The 21,698-nt window shown below is 72.5% G+C and carries 16 protein-coding genes; 8 read left to right on the top strand and 8 right to left on the bottom strand.

The genetic code is table 11. The annotated features are described in order from the left end of the window. Nucleotides 1–67 precede the first annotated feature (67 nt). From ACZ6JS_RS21490 to ACZ6JS_RS21480, 3 genes are all read right to left on the bottom strand, one after another. On the bottom strand, nt 68–502 hold the full coding sequence (locus ACZ6JS_RS21490) for a hypothetical protein (RefSeq protein ID WP_469299978.1): 435 nt from the start codon (nt 500–502) through the stop codon (nt 68–70). A 677-nt stretch (nt 503–1,179) separates the two neighbouring features. Further along, nucleotides 1,180–2,082 (bottom strand): hypothetical protein, encoded by a 903-nt coding sequence (locus ACZ6JS_RS21485; protein WP_469299976.1) that lies wholly within the window; start codon nt 2,080–2,082, stop codon nt 1,180–1,182. Beyond that, a complete protein-coding gene (locus tag ACZ6JS_RS21480; RefSeq protein WP_469299975.1) occupies nt 2,075–2,242 on the bottom strand; it encodes a hypothetical protein in 168 nt (55 codons plus the stop codon). Before ACZ6JS_RS21480 ends, ACZ6JS_RS21485 begins: the two co-directional genes overlap by 8 nt. 2,158 nt (nt 2,243–4,400) lie before the next feature. Between ACZ6JS_RS21480 and ACZ6JS_RS21475 the strand changes: the two genes are divergently transcribed. Continuing rightward, a complete protein-coding gene (locus ACZ6JS_RS21475) occupies nt 4,401–5,351 on the top strand; it encodes an aldo/keto reductase (protein WP_469299973.1) in 951 nt (316 codons plus the stop codon). A 74-nt stretch (nt 5,352–5,425) separates the two neighbouring features. On the opposite strand, the gene ACZ6JS_RS21470 is transcribed toward ACZ6JS_RS21475, so the two are convergent. Together ACZ6JS_RS21470 and ACZ6JS_RS21465 are read right to left on the bottom strand one after the other, a co-directional pair. Beyond that, a complete protein-coding gene (locus tag ACZ6JS_RS21470; RefSeq protein WP_469299971.1) occupies nt 5,426–6,298 on the bottom strand; it encodes an ABC transporter permease in 873 nt (290 codons plus the stop codon). Next, a complete protein-coding gene (locus ACZ6JS_RS21465; RefSeq protein WP_469299970.1) occupies nt 6,295–9,093 on the bottom strand; it encodes an alpha/beta fold hydrolase in 2,799 nt (932 codons plus the stop codon). Before ACZ6JS_RS21465 ends, ACZ6JS_RS21470 begins: the two co-directional genes overlap by 4 nt. Before the next feature lie 152 nt (nt 9,094–9,245). Between ACZ6JS_RS21465 and ACZ6JS_RS21460 the strand changes: the two genes are divergently transcribed. The 6 genes from ACZ6JS_RS21460 to ACZ6JS_RS21435 all read left to right on the top strand — a co-directional run bounded on the left by ACZ6JS_RS21460 (nt 9,246) and on the right by ACZ6JS_RS21435 (nt 14,039). Then, nucleotides 9,246–10,781, top strand: a complete 1,536-nt coding sequence (locus ACZ6JS_RS21460; RefSeq protein ID WP_469299968.1) for an ATP-dependent DNA ligase — start codon at nt 9,246–9,248, stop codon at nt 10,779–10,781. A 155-nt stretch (nt 10,782–10,936) separates the two neighbouring features. Beyond that, on the top strand, nt 10,937–11,503 hold the full coding sequence (locus ACZ6JS_RS21455; protein WP_469299966.1) for an HPP family protein: 567 nt from the start codon (nt 10,937–10,939) through the stop codon (nt 11,501–11,503). A gap of 91 nt (nt 11,504–11,594) precedes the next feature. After that, entirely contained in the window at nt 11,595–12,230 is a 636-nt protein-coding gene (locus ACZ6JS_RS21450; protein ID WP_469299964.1) for a helix-turn-helix domain-containing protein, read from the top strand. A 15-nt stretch (nt 12,231–12,245) separates the two neighbouring features. Next, entirely contained in the window at nt 12,246–12,410 is a 165-nt protein-coding gene (locus ACZ6JS_RS21445) for a DUF6126 family protein (RefSeq protein WP_469299962.1), read from the top strand. 70 nt (nt 12,411–12,480) lie between these two features. After that, complete coding sequence (locus tag ACZ6JS_RS21440) at nt 12,481–13,563, top strand: NAD(P)H-dependent amine dehydrogenase family protein (protein ID WP_469299961.1); 1,083 nt, start codon at nt 12,481–12,483, stop codon at nt 13,561–13,563. Further along, nucleotides 13,560–14,039 (top strand): carboxymuconolactone decarboxylase family protein, encoded by a 480-nt coding sequence (locus ACZ6JS_RS21435; RefSeq protein ID WP_469299959.1) that lies wholly within the window; start codon nt 13,560–13,562, stop codon nt 14,037–14,039. Before ACZ6JS_RS21440 ends, ACZ6JS_RS21435 begins: the two co-directional genes overlap by 4 nt. 84 nt (nt 14,040–14,123) lie before the next feature. Here ACZ6JS_RS21435 and ACZ6JS_RS21430 read toward each other — a convergent pair whose 3' ends face one another. From ACZ6JS_RS21430 to ACZ6JS_RS21420, 3 genes are all read right to left on the bottom strand, one after another. Next, complete coding sequence (locus ACZ6JS_RS21430; protein WP_469299957.1) at nt 14,124–15,767, bottom strand: GMC oxidoreductase; 1,644 nt, start codon at nt 15,765–15,767, stop codon at nt 14,124–14,126. 91 nt (nt 15,768–15,858) lie between these two features. Continuing rightward, nucleotides 15,859–16,101 (bottom strand): DUF6629 family protein, encoded by a 243-nt coding sequence (locus tag ACZ6JS_RS21425; RefSeq protein ID WP_469299955.1) that lies wholly within the window; start codon nt 16,099–16,101, stop codon nt 15,859–15,861. Nucleotides 16,102–16,205: 104 nt separating this feature from the next. After that, nucleotides 16,206–17,714, bottom strand: a complete 1,509-nt coding sequence (locus tag ACZ6JS_RS21420) for an MFS transporter (RefSeq protein WP_469299953.1) — start codon at nt 17,712–17,714, stop codon at nt 16,206–16,208. Nucleotides 17,715–17,913: 199 nt separating this feature from the next. Between ACZ6JS_RS21420 and ACZ6JS_RS21415 the strand changes: the two genes are divergently transcribed. Beyond that, nucleotides 17,914–21,519, top strand: a complete 3,606-nt coding sequence (locus tag ACZ6JS_RS21415) for a S8 family serine peptidase (RefSeq protein WP_469299951.1) — start codon at nt 17,914–17,916, stop codon at nt 21,517–21,519. The last annotated feature ends 179 nt before the right edge of the window (nt 21,520–21,698 follow it).

Raw genomic sequence — 21,698 nt, 5'->3', positions numbered from 1 at the left:
CCGGATCCGTGCCCGTCCAGGCCGTCCACGATCTCCCGACCGGACACGGCCAGACAGTCCACGGGCCTCAGCGGGCCCGCGCAGGCCTGCGGTCGACGAGGGCCGGATGCCTGGTGGTGTCGCGCACGGCGAGGAGGAACGCGGCGATGTGGTCCGGCGCGACCGGGACGTCGGCGCGCAGGATCCGGTAGCCGTCGATGTCGACGCCGTGGGCGGTGGGCTGCTGCAGCCCTCCCGGCGGCTGTTCCACCGTGCCGGCCTTCCGTTGACACTGCAGAGCGAAGGCGCCTGCGGTGACGACTTCGGCGAGCCGGTTGGCGAGGGCCGCGTTGCATCCTCCGAGCCGGACGAAGCCGTGGCCGGCCAGCGGCCCGTCGCTGCTCAGGGAGGGAAGGGTCAGGTCGGCGAGTGCGAGCGCCGCCCGAAGGCCGGTGACAGCCTCTGCGCCCGCCTGGCGGGCGGCGTCCTGGCGCCGCTTGTGGTGGATCCGCTCTTCGTACATGTAGCCGACCTTTCATGATGGGTGCGGAGAGGATTCCCCGCGGCACGTCCGCCGGGGTGTGCTGCAGAGACCGGATGCCCGGGGTGCGGGGTGCGGCGCTCCGGGCCGCACCCGTGGCGGACGGGACTGGACCGGGCTCGCGGTGGGGCAGGCGTGGGCAGACCGTCGGACCGAGTCCGGGTACGGCCCGTGACCATCGGTTTCGATCTTCGTTTCAAAGGTGCAGGCGAACACCTCTTTGATGTGTGGGAAGGACCGGGTTGGCCAGGGAGTCAGCGGCTGCTACCGCCTTCGCTCTTCGCGGTCGCCGTCGTGGGGACGCTCGGCACTCTTGCGTCGTCGGCCGACGACGCCGGCTCCGCCAGGACGCTCACCCGGGAATCCCTCTCCCGCGCCTGGACGGCGGACCGTCCTCGACGACCGCAAGGCTGTCGGCGGGCCCTACGCCGGTGACGGTACCGACGCGCGCCCGGACCTTCCGCGGGATCGCACCGACGCCTGCCGAGCAGACAAGTGGCCAACCCCTGGGCTGCCCCCGCGCCGCCGGCACGACCGCGATCGCAGTGGCGGCAACCCGCTCCCGCCTCGCCCGTCACAGGACCCGCAGCCCGGTGCCCGGACCGGCCGCCGCAGCTCTGACCTGCTGCGCAGCCGAGACCGCCGCACGCATGAGGCCGTCATGCGCCGTACCTGTATCCATGACTGCCGGATGGGGAGCGGGCTGCCCCCTTTCCTGCCGTGGAGTAGCCGGCAGGGGCGCCGGCCGGGCCGCGTCCGGCGGTGGTGGTCCAGCCGAGCGCAGCGGCGGGCGGGTTCCGGTGCCGTGGAGCGGCGTTGCGAGGCGGCCGGGTGAGGGTGATCTGGCGGACCAGCTGCTGGAAGCAGGCCAGCGCCGCGACGGCGGGAAGAGCGGACGACGTTCCGGCAGCGATGGTTCTGGGCGCCTGGGCAATGCACAGAAGCGTGGCCAGGGTGGAGAACAGCAGAACGATGGACCAGGAATGCAGCGCACGGCGCTGGTGCAGAGCCGATCTGAGGATGGACAGCGAGGCGACCATCCAGGGCCCGTAGATCAGCAGGGGCCACCAGCTGACCACTTCGCGGGACGTGTGGAGTCCGGCGCTGTGGCGCAGGGCCTCGCAGATGGCCAGGCCGCTGAGGATGCTCACGAAGGCGGCGATGACGGCGACCAACACGGCGGTGAACAGACTGCCCGTTCGCAGCAGGGTCACGATCGGCCGCTTCGACGGATTCCGGCGGTGCCCGCCGGCAGTGTGCCTGGGCGGCCGCTCGACGGGGGTGTGATCGAGCCCGGCGACGAGGCCTGCGGCACCGACCGGGTCGGCCGCGGCGTCGAAGCCGAGCCGGCTGAAGGGCTCCGTGTGCCGGGGCGCGGTGCTCTCCTGAAGAAGGATGGCGAGTTCTTCCGCCGGATCCCACGGCCGGCCCGGCTCACCGGGACCGTCGAGCGGCTGCCCGGGGGAGTGACGCTGCACAGGGTCCGGTTGCAGCCAGAAGGCGGTGTCGTCCGGCTCGATGCGGGTGGCGTGGGCGTCCGGGGATCCGTACTGCTCAGCCACGTGAGCTGCCGCCCGAACCCTGGTCGCCCGGCATCGCGGACCGTTCGGTGTCTTCCGTCCGCCGTTCGAAGTCGACCTGGATCATTCTCATCGTGTGGAGGAAGTCCTCAAAGATCGAGGAGGAATAGCTCAGATCGACCGCCAGGCTGTCGTGTTCCAACGTCGCGTTCCCGGCCTCGCCGCAGCCGGTTGAACGCGGAGTGAAAGTCCACTTTCCGATGCGAGTGGCCCCGGCGTGAACGTTGCTCCCCTGTCCCTCTCCTTCCGCAGGGCCGCGGAAGGAGAGGGGGAGCTTTGCTGTTGTCATATGCCGTAAACGCTGTCGATGTTGGTCCGGGTATGGGCCATCCGGGTGGTGGTGGCGGATGCACAGGTGCTCCCTGCCGCTTATCGTTTCTGCAAATTCAGCCGGCGAGGCAGTTGTGACCTGCCTCTCCGCAGTTCAAGGCGCCGCGGACTGGCGGGCCGATGCGGACCCGGTGCCAGGGACCCCTCGCCCCTGAACTCCCGTTCGCGGCGCGCCCGACGGTCGAGCGCTTCCTCGGGGCGAGGGCTTTCCGGGCGGTGTGCGTCGCGTGCTGCCGAACCGCCGTACCTCGCGTGCTGCGTCTGCGCATGCCGCCGGGCCCCGCCGTCCGGCACGTTCCATCCTCGCCGCCGAGCCCTGCGAGCCCCTTCTCTGCGCCCCCGGCTTCGGCCCAACATCATCAAAAACGCTGAGATGTCAAGATCCGCAGATTGCTGCGCATGGCTGCAATCGAAGGTGAGGGCGCAACTCTGCATATGCCTCTGCGTTATGCCCGAAGTCCGCAGGGCTTCGATCGTGTGCGCCCTGGGGTCATCACCCTTCGAAAGGATGGGCTGTGGGAGATGTTCTCCTCTGGATCGTGCTGATCTCCACCGCGCTGGGCACGGGTTGCACGGCCTTCACGTCATCAGGGACCGGCCGCCTGTGGCGCGTGGACGCCCTTGAGTTGGGGCGCCGTCAACGCCTCGAGCACGTCCTGTCCTGCCATGTGGACGCTGTCCGGCTGTCTTCCCGGCGAGCTGCGACACCGCAGGGACCGGGAGTGAAGCCCGTCGGTGTCTCGACCTGGCCGGGTGCGGATTCCCTCCGGGGTGGCAGGAGCCGGGCGACCGGTCTTCGTGCGAGACCCCTCCGGCCGTGTGCCTCCACGCCGCCGACCGACTCCACCCGCTCGACGGTCGGGCTCCGGCGTCCCGTCACGGGGCACCGGCCGAGTCGGCACTCCTGGACTGCGTGGCAAGGTGTGCCATTCCGGGACCCAGGGAGGGCGGACTCGATCGCCGAATCCCGTGAAAACCCCGGCAATCCACACGCGGCCGGCCGCTAAAAAACCCCGGCAATCCGTACATTGCTGACTTTGGTCGAACTGTTGGGATCTCGCCGAATGCATGTGGTCTGCCTGTTTCCTGTTCGACGGATCTCGGTTCTGATGCTCGATGGAAATGCGGGAACGTTAAAAAGTAAATCAATTGCGCTCGTGCGCGGGATGGTCCGGAATTCGCAAGGGTCTGCCACCCTTACCTGGAGGGCGCCCCCGGCGGCAAGATCTTCACTCGCACCCCGCGCGATCGAGGAGGAGTACATTTCGCGACCAGCCGACGATGTCAGAGTTGTGGTGCATACGAATCTTCCGCGAGAAGGGTTGCGCGAGCATGGCGCCCTACGGTGACCGATCCGATCGCCTTCCGTGGGCGACCGCCCTTGGCCGTTTCCTGCCTGGAGCATCACGGGTGGGGAACACGGTGCGGGCGGCGCTGGTACGGGCGGCACGCCGCTTCGTGCAACGGGGTGGTGCCGGGGCAATCACCTGGCCCCGGACGAAAATATGCTCGGCGCGGCTGCGTGAGGACGTATACAGGGCGGGTTTCTCCCTGCCCTCGCCGCATGCGGAGAGCGCAGCGGGTGACGTCCACGAATGTCCGTGGTGCATCTCCCTCGGCAATCCCGGTGTCCACGACCCGGCCGACCCCGCCGGGCCCTGACGGTGACGGCACCGTGAGAGTTCGATCCCCGTCCTCCCCCTGCCTCGGGTACGCGAGCGCTGCGCGGCTCGTCCGGCCCGTTCGAAGGCGAGCTTCGCCCTTCGAACGGGCCGGACGGCACAGCGAAGGCGAACACGGCAGGGACGACGCCGGCCGCAGGCGCGGGCCGAAGGAGGTCGAAGAGGTCCGCACCGGGCGGTACGGACGAAACGTCCACCGCCGCAGTGCAGCGGCCGGGGGTGGCAGTATGCAGGGGGGTCGGTGACTCCCTTGATCATGTACCCGTCGAGCCGGAGGAACGAAAACGCATGCGCTATCTCCCCCTGGGCAGTTCAGGTCTGCACGTGTCCGCCGTCGGCCTCGGCTGCAACAACTTCGGCGGGCGACTCGATGCCCAGGCCACCCGCGCCGTCGTCGACGCCGCCCTCGACGCGGGCGTCACCCTCCTCGACACCGCCGACATCTACGGCGGCGCGGGCGGCTCCGAGCGGCACCTCGGGCAGGCCCTGAAGGGTCGCCGCGACCAGGTCGTCCTCGCCACCAAGTTCGGCTACGACGGCGTCGACATGAAGTACGGCCCCGCAGCCGGATCCCGCGGCGGCCGCGCCTACATCCGGCGCGCCGTGGAGGAGTCCCTGCGCCGCCTCGAAACCGACCACATCGACCTGCTCCAGTTGCACAGCCCCGATCCGGCCACTCCCATCGCCGAGACGCTGGCCGCGCTCACGGAGCTCGTCGCCGAGGGCAAGGTCCGCTACATCGGCCACTCCAACTTCACCGGCTGGCAGCTCGCCGAAGCCGCCCACGTCGCCCGTGAGACCGGCTCCGTCCCCTTCGTCTCCGCGCAGAACGAGTGGTCGCTGCTGGAGCGGTCGGCCGAGCGCGAGCTCGTCCCCGCGGCCCTGCACTACGGTGTCGGCGTACTCCCGTACTTCCCCCTCGCCAACGGCCTGCTGACCGGCAAGATCCGCCGGGGCGCGCCCGTCCCGGCCGGCTCCCGCCTCGAAGGCAGGGACGCCTACCTCACCGAGGAGCGCCTCGACGTGGTCGAGGCGCTGGCCGCGATCGCCGAGAAGCACGACCGCACCGTCCTCGAACTGGCCATCGGCTGGCTCTCCGCCCGGCCCGGCTGCGCCTCCGTCATCGCCGGCGCCACCTCTCCCGAGCAGATACGCGCGAACGCGGCCGCCGGCGAACGCCCGCTCGACGCGGAGCTGCTCGCCGAGATCGACGCGATCGCCCCGGGCTTCAGCGCGTAGGCGCCGGGACGCCGACGAGCGCCACCCGCCCATGGGGCGGGGGCGCTCGCGCCCGGGCGGCTCGCGGCCGCCGGTCAGGACACGATGTCCTTGCGGGAGAAGCCGCGGAAGGCGAGGGCGAACAGCACCAGCGCGTACGACACCGACACCACCGCCCCCTTGGCCATCCCGCCCCACTCCAGCTGAGGCTGCAGGGCGTCCGCCCACGCGAACTGCCAGTGCGCCGGCAGGAACTCGCGCCACGAGCCGAGCGCCGTCACCGCGTCCAGCACGTTCCCGACGATCGTCAGGCCGACCGCGCCGCCCACCGCGCCCAGCGGCGCGTCCGTCCGCGTGGACAGCCAGAACGCCAGCCCCGCCGTCACCAGCTGCGACACGAAGACGAAGGCCACCGCCAGCGCGAGCCGTGGCACCGTGTCCCCGGCCGCCAGCGCGCCGCCCGCCGGAAGCTTGAGCGGCCCCCACCCGTACGCGACCGTGCCCGCGGCCAGCGCCACCACCGGCAGCAGCACGATCGCCGCCAGGCTGAAGCCCAGCGCGACCACCAGCTTGCTCCACAGCAGCCGCGCCCGCGGCACCGGCGAGGCCAGCAGATAGCGCAGCGAGGACCAGCTCGCCTCCGATGCCACGGTGTCCCCGCAGAACAGTGCCACCGGCACCACCAGCAGGAAACCGGCCGACACGAACAGGCAGGTCGCGGCGAAGTTCGCGCCCGAGGCCGTGGCCGTGTCGATCAGGGTGATCCGGTTGCCGCCGCCGCGCCGGCCCTCCGGCCCGCCGCCCACCGCGAAGGCGATGATCATGATGATGGGCAGTGCGGCCAGGACCCCGCCCATCACCAGCGTCCGCCGCCGGCGCCACTGCCGCAGCGCCTCCACGCGCAGCGGCAGCGTACGGCTCGCCCGGTAGCCCGGAGCCACCTCCCGCGCCGTCGTCGCCGTACTCACGCCGCACCTCCGATCAGAGTGAGGAACGCGTCCTCGAGTCTGCGGTGCGGCCCCACTCCGGTCACCGGCACCTCCAGCCGCACGAGTTCGGCGATCAGCCCGGCCGCCGTCGAGCCTTCGAGCAGTACGAGCAGCCCGTCGTCCGCGGCCACCACCGAACCCACGCCCTCCAGCGCCGCCACCTTCTCGACGGTCACCTCGTCCACCGGCTCGGCCAGGGTCACCAGCAGGGTGTCCCCGCCGCCGGTGATCTCGGCGACCTCACCCGCCGCCACCCGCCGGCCGCGGTCCATGACCACCAGGTGCGTGCAGGACTGCTCGACCTCCGACAGCAGGTGGCTGGAGACGATGACCGTCCGACCACCGGCCGCGTAGCGGATCATCACGTCCCGCATCTCCCGGATCTGCGGCGGGTCCAGACCGTTCGTCGGCTCGTCCAGGATCAGCAGGTCCGGCATCCCGAGCATCGCCTGCGCGATCGCGAGCCGCTGCCGCATGCCCTGCGAGTACGTGCGCACCGCGCGCTCCAGCGCGTCGCCGAGCCCGGCGATCTCCAGGGCCTCCGCCATGTGCGAGTCCTCGGCGGGGCGGCCGGTGGCCTGCCAGTACAGCTCCAGGTTGGCGCGGCCCGTCAGGTGCGGCAGGAAGCCCGCCCCCTCCACGAAGGCCCCGACCCGCGACAGGACCGGTGCTCCGGCCCGCACCGCGTGCCCGAACACCCGGATCTCCCCGGCGTCCGGCGAGATCAGCCCCATCAGCATGCGCAGGGTGGTGGTCTTACCGGCCCCGTTGGGCCCGAGCAGCCCCAGCACCTGCCCCTTCTCGACCCGGAACGACAGGTCCTGTACCGCGTACCGGTCCTGGGACTTCGCGTACCGCTTCGTCAGTCCCGTGATCTGCAGAGGTACGTCGGCCAGCGCCGGGTCGGGCAGCGGTACGCCAGCCCGTGCCCCGGCGGCGCTCCCGCCGGTCCGGCGGAACCCGAGCAGCGTCGCGGCCAGGGCCAGCGCCCCCAGCGGCAGCCACCAGGTCCAGGCGGGCATACTTGCCGCGGCGGTCCGCACCCCGGGTGCCACGGGCACGGCCAGGGGGCCGTCCACCGACACCGTGTAGGCGGCCGTCGCGGCCGGGCTCGCATAGCCGAGGTCCGTGGCGGCGATGACCAGGCGCAGGCGGTGTCCGGCCGCGACCGCATGGTCGATCGCGGCCAGTCTCAGCCGCACGGTCGCGCCCTGCTGCGCGTTCTCCACCCGCAGCGGGGCGACCAGCTGGGAGGGCAGCACCTGCTGCCGTCCGTCGGGCCCCACGTCGTACACCTTGCCGAACAGTACGGCCGAACCGTCCGCAGCCGTCGACCTCACCTTCAGGGTCACGGTGGGGGTTCCGGTGATCTGCAGATCCGCGTCCAGCGGAGCCGACTCGAAGCGGGCGTTCTGCCCGGGGAAGTCCAGCGAGAGCCCGGCCCCGAAGGAGGCGAGCTGCCCGCCGATGCCGGGCAGGGAGGACAGTGCGGGGGGCGCGCCCCCCGCCGGGTTCGTGAAGGTCTGCTCCCGTCCCGTCAGGGCGACGTCCCGGGGCCCGGAAGCCAGTCCCGGGTAGCGGTCGCCGTCGGCGCCGCGCAGTATCACCTCGCCGTCGGTGGAGTCGATCCCGCCGGAGCGCGAGACCCGGAACGCCGGCCCGGTGTCCACGCTCTCGTCGCCCTTCAGGTGGCGGTCGAACCAGGCGGCCACGCGTGCCTCCACCCGGTCCGCCTCCCGCATGCCGCCGTCGTGTCCGCCGGCCGCCCAGTCCACCGACACGGGTGTGCCGTTCGCCGCGATGGCCGCGGCCATCGCGTCGGCCTGGTCCAGCGGGAAGAGGGAGTCGTCCTGGCCCTGCACGATGAGGGCGGGCACCTTGATCCGGTCGCCGACCGCCGACGGACTGCGCTGTTCCAACAGCGTGCGGGCCTCGGCGTCGGGCTTGCCCGCCACGGCGACCCGTTCGTACATCGCGCACAGCTCGGGGGTGAACCTCCCGCAGCCGGGACCGGCCGGGGCGCCGTCCTGCGGGCCGGACCCGGTCACGGTGCCGGCCGCGGACGCGCCCGCGCCCCTACCCGCACCCTCGGGGCGCCCGGCCCCGGCGTCCTGCTGCGCCGTCCCGGCCTGCTGCATCCCGCCGGCCGAGCCGGTCGTGAAGAAGATGCCCGACCACAGCTTCTTGAAGACGCCGCCCGGGAAGAGGGCGTCCGCGAGGTTCCAATAGGTGATCTCCGGGGCGATCGCGTCCACGCGCCGGTCGTGACCGGCGGCCAGCAGCGAGACGGCCCCGCCGTAAGAGGCTCCGGACACCCCGATGCGCGGGTCGCCGTCCGCGTCGAGCCGTACCTCGGGCCGGGCTGCGAGCCAGTCGATCAGCCGGGAGACGTCCTTGACCTCGTGCTCGGGGTCGTTCAGCCCGATCCGGCCGCCGGACCGGCCGAAGCCGCGCGCCGACCAGGTCATGACGGCGTAGCCGTCGCGGGCCAGCCGCTCGGCCTGCTCACGGACGTCGTCCTTGCTGCCCCCGAAGCCGTGCCCGAGGAGGACGGCCGGACGTTTCGCCCCGCTGCCCTCCCCGCCGCCGGCGAGGAAGTAGGAGGTGTCGATGTCGGCACCGGGCATGTTCAGGACCTGGTCCTGGCGGTGCACGGCGGGCGTGTCGCCGGACGCGGACGCGGCCGTCCACGTGCCGGCACCCGCCACGACGGCCAGCGCGGCGGCGCCCGCGAGCAGTCGGTCTCGGCGCCGCCGGGGCATTCGGAGCTTCATACGGGCACCCTAAACGGCCGGTAGCCGGCCTTGGAGCACCCACAGGCGGAACTGCCGACCTTCTCAGGGAGTAGTCCGCCGCGGGCGCGTACCGCACCTGCGGTACGCCCGTCCGACCTGCAGACGGGAGCGCCGGGCGGGAGGATGGCCGCATGCTGTTGGCCGAGGTCGCTCGCGTGTCCAGGGAAGTCGCCGCCACTTCCGCCCGCTCCCGCAAGACCGCACTGCTCGCGGAGCTCTTCGCCGCCGCCCCGCCCGAGGAGGCCGGGCTGGTCATCTCCTACCTCTCCGGGCGCCTCCCGCAGGGCCGTCCCGGCATCGGCTGGCGCACCCTGGGCCAGGCGGCCGCACCGGCGGCGGAACCCACCCTCACCGTCCGCGACGTCGACACGGCGGTCGGCGCACTCGCGGCGCAGGCCGGCGCCGGGTCCGCCGCCCGGCGCGGCCGGATCGTCGCCGAGCTGCTCGGCGCGGCCACCGAGGCCGAGCAGGCCTTCCTGCGCAGCCTGCTGTCGGGCGAGGTGCGCCAGGGCGCGCTCGACGCCGTGGCCCTGGAGGCTGTGGCCGCGGCCGCCGCGGTACCCGCCGCCGAGCTGCGGCGGGCGGTGATGCTGGACGGGTCCCTGCCCAGGGTCGCCGAGGCGGTGCTCGCCGGCGGCGCCGAGGCGCTGGGCGCCGTGACCCTGCGGGTGGGGCGGCCCGTCCAGCCGATGCTGGCGGGCACGGCCGGATCGGTCTCCGAGGCGCTGGCCGCGCTCGGCCCCTGCGCGGTGGAGGAGAAGCTCGACGGGATCCGCGTGCAGGTCCACCGCGAGGGGGACGACGTACGGGTCTACACGCGCTCCCTCGACGAGATCACCGGGCGGCTTCCGGAGGTCTGCGAACTGGCCAGGTCGCTGCCGGGGGAGCGGTTCATCCTCGACGGGGAGGTCATCGGGCAGACGGCGGACGGCCGCCCCGTCCCCTTCCAGGAGATCGCGAGCCGGGTCGGCTCCCGGGTGGACGTGGCCGCCGCCCGGCGGACGCTGCCGGTCGTCCCCTATTTCTTCGACCTCCTGGCCGCCGGCGACGACGTCCTCCTGGACCTCCCGGTCCGCGAGCGGTACGAGGCCCTCGCCGCCCTCGTGCCCGAGGACGCCCGGGTCCGCCGCCTGGAGGTGCGCGACCCGGCGGCCCAGGCGGCCGAGGCCGTCGAGTTCTGGGCCGAGACCCTGCGCCGCGGCCACGAGGGCGTGGTCATGAAGGCCCTGGCCTCGGGGTACGCGGCCGGCCGGCGCGGCAAGCACTGGTTGAAGGTGAAGCCGGTGCACACCCTGGACCTGGTCGTGCTCGCCGCCGAATGGGGCCACGGGCGGCGCACCGGACTCCTGTCGAACCTGCACCTGGGGGCGCGGGCCGCAGACGGCACGTACGCCATGCTCGGCAAGACGTTCAAGGGCCTCACGGACGAGATGCTGCGCTGGCAGACGCAGGCGCTGCGCGCGCTCGCCACCTCGGACGACGGTTTCACCGTGCGGGTGCGCCCCGAACTGGTGGTGGAGATCGCCTACGACGGACTGCAGCGCTCGCCGCGCTACCCGGCCGGAGTGGCCCTGCGCTTCGCGCGGGTGGTGCGGTACCGCCCGGACAAGGGCGCGGAGCAGGCCGACACCGTCGAGACGGTGCTGGGCGCAGGGGCCACGCCCTGAGCCGAGCCATCGAACCGTCATAGGACGGCGATAGAGGTGCGGGCCAAGGTGGCTGTCCACGTGCCGGGCCCTGACGGACGGCACCCAGCGCGACGGGCCCGCCCCGTCGTCGCGCCGACCTGTGACCCTGATCCGCCGTGCCGGGAGCCGCCATCGTGGACGTTGACTCCGTGCTGTCCCCCCGAGCCCTCCCCGGCGCCGACGCCCCCCGCGACGACGTACTCCTCCCGAGGGAGACGGGGCGCCTGCACCGGGCCCGGGCCGCCGCTGCCGCGGTCCTGCACGGCTGCGGTGCCGTCGCCGCCTCCCTCCTCGCCATCGCCGCCATCGGCGCGGTGATCGGTGAACCGGTCCTCATACCGTCCCTGGCCGCCAGCGCCGCCGTCCTCCACCACACCCCGACCCTGCCCGCGGCCCAACCCCGAACCGTCGTCGTCGCCCATCTCCTGGGCGCCGCGGCCGGTTACGCGGTCCTCGCGGCAGCGCCGAGCAGCCCCTGGAGTGCGGCCCTGGCCGCAGGACTGACCTTCGCCGCCACCAGCCTCACCCGGACCCAGCACTCGCCCGCGTGCGCCACCGCCGTCGTCGTGGTGTTCCAGGGCCCGGCCCCCGCGCGGTTCGTGCCGCTGCTGCTCTGTGCCACGGTGGTCCTCGTCCTGGGCGGTCACGCCGCCTCCCGCCTGAACCGGGCAGCGCCCCGCTACCCCGTCCGCTGGTGGTAGCCGAGGCTGCCGCGGACGGTGCACGCACCGCCGTTTGCCTCAGAGGCAAGGAGGTTTGCCAGGAAGGCAAGACTCTGGCTCAATCGGGGGCATGAACCCCGGTCCCGCCCCCGACCGCTCCGACGACACGGCCGACGAGCTGCCCGCAGTGGCGCCGCAGCTGCGTGAGCTGCGCCGCCGCGCCGGCCTCACCCTGGAGGCCGCCGCCGCGCGGGCCCGGCTCTCACCCGCCCACCTGTCCCGTCTGGAGACCGGTCGGCGCCGGCCGTCGCTGCCGCTCCTGCTGGGACTGGCCCGCACCTACGGTACGACGGTCTCCGATCTGCTCGGCGAGACCTCCGCCGCGGCCGATCCCATCGTACGGGCAGGCGGTCCGGGCGCCCGCGAGGCGGACGGCTGGACGTACTGGCAGGCGGGCGGCGCCGGCCGAGGGATGCAGGCGCTGCGCGTCCATGTGCCGTCCGGCCGCGGACCGGACGAACTGGTCCGCGTCCATCCCGGCGAGGAATGGCTGTACGTCCTCCAGGGGAGGCTGCGCCTGCACCTGGGCGAGACGGAGTACCTGCTGGAGGCGGGGGACAGCGCGCACTTCGACTCCCTGACCCCGCACCGGATCGGCGCCGCCTCCTCCGGCGGTGCCGACCTGCTGTTCGTCCACACCCTGCTCCAGAGCAGCCTCGCCGGGGTGTGCCTCGGCGGGGCCGCGACCACCACGCACCACCGATAGGCGAGGAGCCCACCCATGACCCCCGTGTCCCCTGCAGACAAGCCCGTCGGCGTACGCGCGCGCTTCGAGGCCAAGTTCCCCCGCGGCCTGATCATCCGGCTGATCGCCTACCTCTTCGTGGGCCACCTCTTCGCCTTCTTCGTCTACCTCCTCTTCGTCCTGGGTGGCCAGAACCAGTAACCGTCCGGGGCGCGCGAGTTCGGGCCGCACGGCTATGGAAAGGTGCGGGGGCGGTGGCTACCCTCCGCGCATGATTCCCACGGTTGTCTGGGGTACCGGCAACGTCGGCCGTCTGGCCATTCGCGCCGTCGCGGCCCATCCCGCGCTCGAGCTCTGCGCGGTCATCGTCCACAATCCAGCCAAGGTCGGCCGCGACGCCGGCGAACTCGGCGGACTCGAGCGCCTGTTGGGCGTCGAGGCCACCGACGACGTCGAAACCGTACTCGCCGGCCGTCCCCGGGCGGTGGTGTACGCCGCGTCCGGGGACGTCCGCCCCGACGAGGCGCTCGCCGACATCATCCGCGCGATCCGGGCGGGCGCGGTCGTCGTCAGCCCTGCCCTCTACCCGCTCTACGACCACCGCAGCGCCCCGCCCGAGTTCCGCGACCCGGTACTGGCGGCGATCGCTGAGGGCGGCGGCTCGCTCTTCGCCTCGGGCGTCGACCCCGGCTGGGGCAACGACGCGCTCCCGCTCCTGCTCAGCGGACTCGGCACCACCATCGACGCCATCCGCTGCCAGGAGATCTTCGACTACTCCACCTACGACCAGCCGGACTCCGTCCGCAACCTCGTCGGCATGGGCCACCCCATGGACTTCGAGCCGATGATGCTCATGCCCTCGATCCCGACGATGGTCTGGGGCGGCCAGATACGGATGATGGCCCGGGCGCTCGGTGTCGAACTGGACGAGATCCGCGAGACCTCGCAGCGCCGTGCCCTCGACACCACCGTGACCACCCGCAGCATGGGCGAGTTCGAGGCGGGCACCCAGGGCGCGATCCGCTTCGAGGTACAGGGCATCGTCGGCGGCGAGCCCCGCATCGTCATCGAGCACGTCACCCGCATCCACCCCTCGTGCGCACCGGAGTGGCCGTCGCCGCCGGACGGCGGCGACGGCGCCCACCGCGTCGTCATCGAGGGCCGACCCCGCATCGAGGTCACCGTCGAGGCCACCGACGAGGGCGAGAACCGCTCCGCGGGCGGCAACGCCACCGCCGTCGGCCGCCTCGTCGGCGCCATCGACTGGCTCACCGCGGCGGAGCCGGGACTCTACGACGCCCTCGACGTCCCGCTGCGCCCCGCGACCGGCAGACTCGGAAGGAAATCGTCATGAGGATCGACATCCCCGAAGGCCAGCACCCGATCGAGTACGTGTGGGGCGACATGGTGCCCGGGATCGGCATGGCCGCCGCCAACTTCTCCCTGTCGGTGTACGCCCACACCACCCTGGGGCTGCGCGAGTTCGAGGCCGCCCGGCTGCGCGTCGCGCAGATCAACGGGTGCGCCTTCTGCCTGGACTGGCGCACCGAGCGCGACGGGCAGAAGGTCGAGGAGGAGTTCGCGGACGCGGTCACCGAGTGGCGCACCACGGAGGCGTTCGACGAGCGCACCCGGCTGGCTGCGGAGTACGCCGAGCGGTACACCCTCGACCACCACGGTCTCGACGAGGAGTTCTGGGACCGGATGACCGCGCACTACAGCCAGCTGGAGATCGTGGAGCTCACGATGAGCATCGGGTCCTGGCTGGCGTTCGGGCGGCTCAACCACGTGCTGGGCCTCGACAGCGTCTGCGTGCTGCCCGGCCACTGAGCGGGGCCCCGAGCGCGGCAGGGCTGGAAAAGGGGCCGTTCGGCGCATCCGAACGGCCCCGGCCGCTGGGGGGAGGGCGCGGCCCTACGGGAGGTCTGTCGCGATGATCTTCTCGATGTTGCGCTCGGCGAGCGCGGTGATGGTGACGAACGGGTTCACGCTGGCGTTTCCGGGGATCAGCGCGCCGTCGATCACGTACAGACCGGAGTAGCCGTGCAGACGGCCGTAGTTGTCGGTGGCCCGGTCGAGGACGGCGCCGCCGAGCGGGTGGTAGGTGAGGCTGTCGTTCCAGATCTTGTTGCCACCGAACAGGTCGGTCCGGTAGATCGTTCCCTCCCTCGAGTTGATCTTGTCGAAGATCGTCTTCGCCATGGTGATGGAGGGCTGCTTCCAGGCCGTCTGCCAGCTCAGGTCGGCCCTGCCCGTCGCGGTGTTCCAGGTGAACTCGGCACGGTTGGGGTTCTTCGTGATCGAGAGGTAGAAGGAGGCGTAGGTCTCGATCCCGGTGGGCAGCGGGGCGACCTCGGCGAAGGCGCCGCCCGCGTCCCAGTTGTCGATACCGGAGCAGGGGATGGTCGACTGGAGCTTGCCGGTCGGGTCCCACATGTGGTTGGCGCGGCCGCACATGACGTTCCCGTTCTCGCCCCAGCCCCTGCCCACCTCGCCGTTGAGGTGCGGCAGGGCCCCGGTCGCCTTCAGCTTGACCAGGAGCTTGCTGGTGCCGACGCTGCCGGCCGCGAAGAACACCCGGTCGGCGGTGACGGTCTTGGCGGCCACGGTGTCCCCGGTGGTGTTGATCTGGTCGATGGCGACCGTGTAGCCGCCGCCCGCGGCGGGGGAGACGGTGGTGACCTTGTGCAGCGGCGAGATGGTGACCCTGCCCGTGGCCCTGGCCTGGGCGAGGTAGGTCTGCACCAGCGACTTCTTGCCGTGGTTGTTGCCGTAGAGGATCTCCCCGGCCAGGGCCGACTTGGCGGCGGTGCCGGCGGCCTCCCGCTTCATGTAGTCCCAGTCGTACACGTCGGGCACGAAGGTCCAGGCGAAGCCGGACCGCTGGGCGTGCTTGCGGCCGACGCGGGAGAACTGGTAGCACTCGGCGGTGTCGAACCATGCCGGGTCGACCATCCCGACCCCGAGTCCGGCGTTGGCCCGCGGATAGTAGGTGTCGTACATCTCGTCGGCGTTCACCGACGGGAGGACGGCGGCGAAGTTCGCCCGCTTGGGCGTGACCGCCATGCCGCCGTTGACCAGCGAACCGCCGCCGACACCGCGGCCCTGGTAGACGGTGATGCCGGCGAAGTCCTCGGCGTCCAGGATCCCCGTGTACTTGGGGACGTCCCTGTCGATGGGGAAGCCGAGGAAGTTGCTGAGCGGGGCCTTGGTCCGCGTACGGAGCCAGAACGAGCGGTAGTCCGGGCTGGTCACCTTCGGGAAGATCTTGCCGTCGGGGCCCGGCGTGTCCCAGTTCATGCCCATCTCGATCATCTGCACGTCCACTCCGGCCTGGGCCAGCCGCAGCGCCGCGACCGACCCGCCGTAGCCGGTGCCGATGACGAGGACCGGGACGCGGGCACCGTCCGCGATCGGTTCGGGTGCGGCGGCCGCGGCCGTGGCCGGGGTGATGTGACCGGCCAGAGCCACTGCGCCGACTATGTAACCTGTTCTACCCAGGAACCCGCGACGTGAAATTCCATTGGAGCCTCTTTCGGGCAGGGTGTTGTCACCCATGTGACGTTCCTCACTCTCGATGGAATGGGAACGAGTTCTACTGCTGCCCGCGTGTGAAGTCACTACATACGTCTAGGTAACTTCCGGTCGATCAGGTGCCCCGGGCGGCCGGTTCCCGGCCCCGGACCCGGCCCGGGACGAGCAGCGAGGCGACCGCGGCGAAGGAGCACCGGGTGGAGGCGAATTCCAGCCGCCACAGTGCTGAGCAGGCCGGCGCCCCCGCCGGAAGGGACCACGCCGAGGGTCCGCAGCCGCCGGCCACGTGCGAGCGGCGGCGCGCCAGGGTGGCGCACAGGCGGCCCGCCAGGACCAGCGGCATCCACGGAACATTCACGCCGTAGCCGATGGGTGCGGCTCCGGGTCTCTGCGGTCACCGGCCCCGTCGCGAGGGCGTACGCGAGGACGGCGGCGGCCGCGAGACCGACCGCCGCCGGCCCCTCAGTCCGGCGCCGCGCGGTCGCCCCGCTCGCGGGGTTCGAGCGGCGGGGCCTCCACCGCGCAGTAGGTGTGGCACCGCGGATGGCATGCCCGGGAGGCGGGGGCGCGCACGGTCGCCCAGGCCACGGCGGCGCCGGCCAGGAACGCCCCGGTGCACCAGAGCATGGCCCGCCCGAACGCGGCGTCGAACTGGGTCGCCGAGCGGTACGACTCGGGCCCCATCCCGGACAGCAGCGGCAGCGCCGCCACCGCGAGCAGCCCGGCGACGCGCGCCGCCGCGTTGTTGATGCCGCTGGCCAGTCCCGCCCGGCCGGGATCCACCGAGGCCAGCACGGTGGACGTCAGCGGCGCGACCAGGGCCACCAGTCCCATGCCCATCACGACCATCGCGGGCAGCACGTCCTGCACGTACGAGGCCGCGGGCCCCACCCGCAGCATCAGCAGCGTCCCCACCGCGCACAGCACGGGCCCCACCGTGAGCGGGATGCGCGGTCCGATCCGCTCCCCCAGCTCACCCGAGCGCGCCGACAGGAGAAGCATCAGCAGGGTCGTCGGCAGCATCGCGGCCCCGGCGGCCAGTGCCGAATACCCGGACACCACCTGGAGCTGGAGCACCACGAGGAAGAAGAACCCCCCGATGGCCGCGTACACGCACAGGGTGACGAGGTTGACGGCGGTGAACAGCCGCGACGCGAAGATGTCCGGCGGCACCATCGGGTCGGCGCGCCGCCGCTCCACATACACGAAGGCGGCGCCGAGCAGGACCCCGAGCACCGCCGCGACGATCACGGCGGCCGATCCGGACCGGGCTTCGATCAAGGCGTAGGTGACCAGCCCGAGGGCGCCCGCGCCGAGTGCCGCGCCGGCCGCGTCGAACCGCCCGTGCGCCTGCGCGTCCCGGGATTCCGGTACGTGCCGCAGGGCGACCGGGACGCACACCGCGGCCAGCGGGACGTTCAGCAGGAAGACCCACCGCCAGCCGGGCCCGTCCACCAGCCAGCCGCCGAGGAACGGCCCCACCGCCGCACCCACCCCGCCGAACCCCGACCACAGGCCGATCGCCCGCCCCCGGTCCTCGGCGCGGATCGACGCCTGGATCAGGGCCAGGGAGCCGGGCGTCAGCAGCGCCCCGCCGATGCCCTGCAGGGCACGGGCGGCGATCAGCACCCCGGCGTTCGGCGCGAGGCCGCACAGCAGCGAGCCGACGGCGAACCACACCACGCCGAGTGTGAAGATCCGGCGCCGCCCGAAGCGGTCGCTCAGCGAGCCGCCGACCAGGATCAGCCCGGCCAGGGTCAGCAGGTAGGCGTTCACCGTCCACTGGAGCACGGCCAGATCGGCGTCGAGATCCTCCCCGATGCGCGGGAGCGCCACGTTCACCACGGTCCCGTCCAGCATGGCCATGGTCGAGCCGAGCACCGTGGTCAGCAGGATCCACCGGCCGCGCGCCGAGGCGAGCGGGACGGCGGGTTCGGGCGACGTGTCAGGCGACTCGGCAGGCACGGTCATGCCTTCAGGCTGGCCCGCCCTGCGCGGAAGGGCCACCGGGGGCGCGGCGGCGCGTTCCGGGGCCGGCGGCGTGTCCCGGGGCGCGGAACGGCTCATAAGGCCCTCTTGTAATGAGCATGACGCCTCCTTCAGCATGACCCGCGCACGTCACGCGCACCCTTCCCGCACATCCCGCACACGGCGTACGAGGAGACAACACGTGGCCCAACGCGACAAGCGGCCCTCACGAGCCCTGAGGCCCACGAGGCCGGGCAGGTCCGCACGGTCCTTACGCAGGGCGCTCGCCGCCCTCACCTCGGTCCTGCTGCTCCCGCTCGGCGCGGGCGTCGCCGCGGCCGCACCGGATCCCGGCCCCGGCACGCCGAACGCGGCCGAGCGCAAGATCGAACCCAAGCTCCGCGCCCAGCTCGACGGCTCCGCCAAAGCCGTCTTCTGGGTCTACCTCGACAGCGCCGCCGACCTCACGGCCGCGGGGAAGCAGCAGACCCGCGCCGCCAAGGCCGAGACCGTCCTGAGGACGAAGAAGGACCACGCCGCGCGCAGCCAGGCCGACGTCATCAAGGCCCTGGAAGGTGCCGGGGCCGAGTACACCTCGTACTGGATCGTGAACGCCGTGCGCGTCGTCGGCAGCGGGAAGCTCGCCGGGACGCTCGCGCAGCGCCCCGAGGTGGCCAGGATCGACGCCGACGACAAGGTCGACCTGCCCAAGCCCGCCGAGGGCAAGCGCGAAAAGGCCGTCGCCGACGCCGTCGAGTGGAACATAGACCGGGTCAAGGCCCCGCAGGTGTGGGACCGCATCGGCGTCCGCGGCGAGGGCATCGTCGTCGCCAACATCGACAGCGGAGTCGACTTCACGCACCCGGCCGTGGCCCACCAGTACCGCGGCAGGAACGCGGACGGCAGCCACTCCCACGCCTACAACTGGTTCGACCCGGCGGGCGTGTGCGCGGGCGCCGCACCGTGCGACAACAACGACCACGGCACCCACACCATGGGCACGATGGTCGGCGACGACGGCGGCGCCAACAAGATCGGCGTCGCCCCCGGCGCCCAGTGGATCGCCGCCAAGGGCTGCGAGTCCAACTCCTGCTCCGAGGCCTCGCTGCTCGCCTCCGGCCAGTGGATCGTCGCCCCGACGGACCTGAACGGCCAGAACCCGCGTCCCGACCTCGCTCCGCACATCGTCAACAACTCCTGGGGCGGCGCGGGCGGCGACACCTGGTACCAGCAGATCGTCGACACCTGGCGGGCCGCCGGCATCTTCCCGGCCTTCTCCAACGGCAACGCCGGCCCCGGCTGCTCGACCAGCGGCTCGCCCGGTGACTACGCCAGCTCCTACAGCTCCGGCGCCTTCGACATCAACAACGCCGTCGCGTCCTTCTCCTCGCGCGGCGCCGGCCCGGGCGGCATCGTCAAGCCGAACATCTCCGCCCCGGGTGTGAACGTCCGCTCGTCCGTCCCCGGCGGGGCCTACGAGGCCTTCTCCGGCACCTCCATGGCCTCGCCGCACACCGCGGCCGCCGTGGCGCTGCTGTGGTCCGCCGCCCCGTCCCTCGAAGGCGACATCGCGCAGACCGAGTCGCTGCTGGACGGCACCGCCCAGGACACCGACAGCAGCCAGTGCGGGGGCAACGCCGCCGACAACAACGTCTTCGGCGAGGGCCGCCTCGACGTCCTCGCCGCAGTCGACGCCGCCCCGCGCGGCGCGCTCGGCGCCCTCGGCGGCACCGTCCGCTCCGGCGGCCAGCCCCTCGCGGGCGTGAAGGTCACCGCCGACGGCCCGATCGACCGTACGGCCACCACGGCGGCCGACGGCAGCTACTCCTTCCCGGCCCTCTCGGTGGGCGAGTACACCCTGACCGCGGCCAAGTTCGGCTACGGCCGGCAGACCGCCACCGCCACCGTGACCGAGAACGCCACCGCCATCGGCGACTTCACCCTCACCCAGGCGGCCTCCGGCAAGGTCACCGGTACCGTCGCCTCGGCCTCCGGGCCGGCCGCCGGGGCCTCCGTCACCGTCGCCGACACCCCGGTGACCGCGATCGCCGACGCGCAGGGCCGCTTCGAGGTCACCCTGCCGCACGGCACCTACCGGCTGGACGCAACCCACGCCTCCCGCTGCCTCAGCGGCGGGACGGCCGAGGTCAGCGTCGGCGGCGACACCACCGTCGCGGTGAACCTGCCCGAGCGCACCGACGGCTACGGCTACGCCTGCGCCACCGCGGACCGGCCGTACGCCGAGGGGAGCCGGCAGCTCGCGCTGAGCGGCGACAACACCACCGAACGGGTCGACCTGCCCTTCCCGCTGCCGCTGTACGGCAAGACGTACGCCCAGGCCTGGATCGGCACCAACGGCACGGTCAGCTTCGGCGGCAACAACACCGGCGACATCAACGGCGACCTCCCGAGCACGGCCACGCCGAACGCCGCCCTCTACCCCTTCTGGGACGACCTGGTCGTCGGCGCGGCGGGCAGCGGCTCGGGCGTCTTCACCGCGGTCACCGGCACCGCCCCGCACCGCGCCTACGTGATCGAGTGGCGCGAGGTGTCCCACTGGTCGGCGCAGGCCGACAAGTTCTCCTTCTCCGCGGCCATCGGCGAGGACGGCACCGTCACGTACTCCTACAAGGGCACGGGCGGCACCGGGATCAAGGGCGGCTCCACGGCCACGGTCGGCGTGGAGAACGCCGCCGGCACCGACGCCTTCAAGTACTCCTTCAACACCCCCGTCGTCACGAACGGCCTCTCCATCGCCTTCCGCACCACCAAGAGCGGCGTCGTCGCCGGCCGGGTGCTCGACGCCAACGACGGCAACGGCGTCGCGGGCGCCACGGTGACCGTCGGCACGGGCGACACCGCCGTGTCGGCCACCACGGCCGTCGACGGCGGGTACGTCGTCCAGAGCCCCTCCGGCTCGCGGGCCGTCTCCCTCGCGGCGCCGCAGTACCAGTCCGCCACGGCGACCGTGGACGTCAAGGCCGCCGACGTCACGACGGTGACGCAGTCCCTGCGCACCGGCAAGGTGACGGCGTCCGCGCCGGCCCTGGAGGTCGTGCTCCCGGCCGACCAGCAGCGGACCCGGACCCTGGACCTCACCAACCCGGGCCTGGGCACGGCGTTCACGGTGTCCGAGGACGCGGGCTGGCTGACGGCCACGCCGGCCGCCGGCGAGCTGCCGACGGGCGGAAAGGTCCCGGTCACCCTCGCGGTCGACACGGCCGGGCTGGCCGCCGGCACCGTCCTCACCGCCGACCTGAAGATCGCCTCGGCGAGCGGCCGCACCCCGGTCCTCACCGTCCCGGTCAAGGTCGTCGTCCCGCGCTACCAGGTCGCCCTGGACGCGGGCTCCGGCTACGCCACCACCGACGCCCTCGGCGACGCCTGGTCCCCGGACCGCAAGTACACCGCCGGCTCCTACGGCTACCAGGGCAACGGCACCGTCCAGTCCACCGGCCGCACCATCGCCGGCACCGACGAACAGCGCCTCTTCCGCAACGCCCGTGAGGGCATGTACGAGTACCGCTTCGACAACGTCCCCAACGGCACCTACACGGTGGAGCTCGGCTTCGCCGAACTCTCCTCCACCAAGCCGAACAAGCGCGTCTTCGACGTCCTCGCCGAGGGCACGCAGGTCCTGCCCTCCCTCGACATCGCCCTGGAGGCGGGCACCTACAAGGCCCTGACCCGCACCTACACGGTCACGGTCACGGACGGGGTGCTCAACGTCCGCTTCGTGACGCACACCGGCTTCGGCAAGCCCCTGCTGAACACCCTCCGGGTGACCGACCGCCCGGACAAGAGCTGAGACTCCTTTCCGGATCTCGCCGGGCTCGCGGCGTGATCCGAACCGAAGGCCCTGGACCTCTCTGAGGCCCTGGTCCTGTGAGGGGGGGGTGTCTCTATGTCCTCCGTCAAGGACGTGGTGCCGGGTATGGGGTTGTTTGGGGTGGTCATGCTGCCAGGGTGACGGTGGGGGTTCGGGAC

Source organism: Streptomyces sp. NPDC046349 (assembly GCF_055587885.1).
Note: the sequence above shows the minus strand (reverse complement) of the source record. Positions and strands in the feature narration are given on the sequence as shown.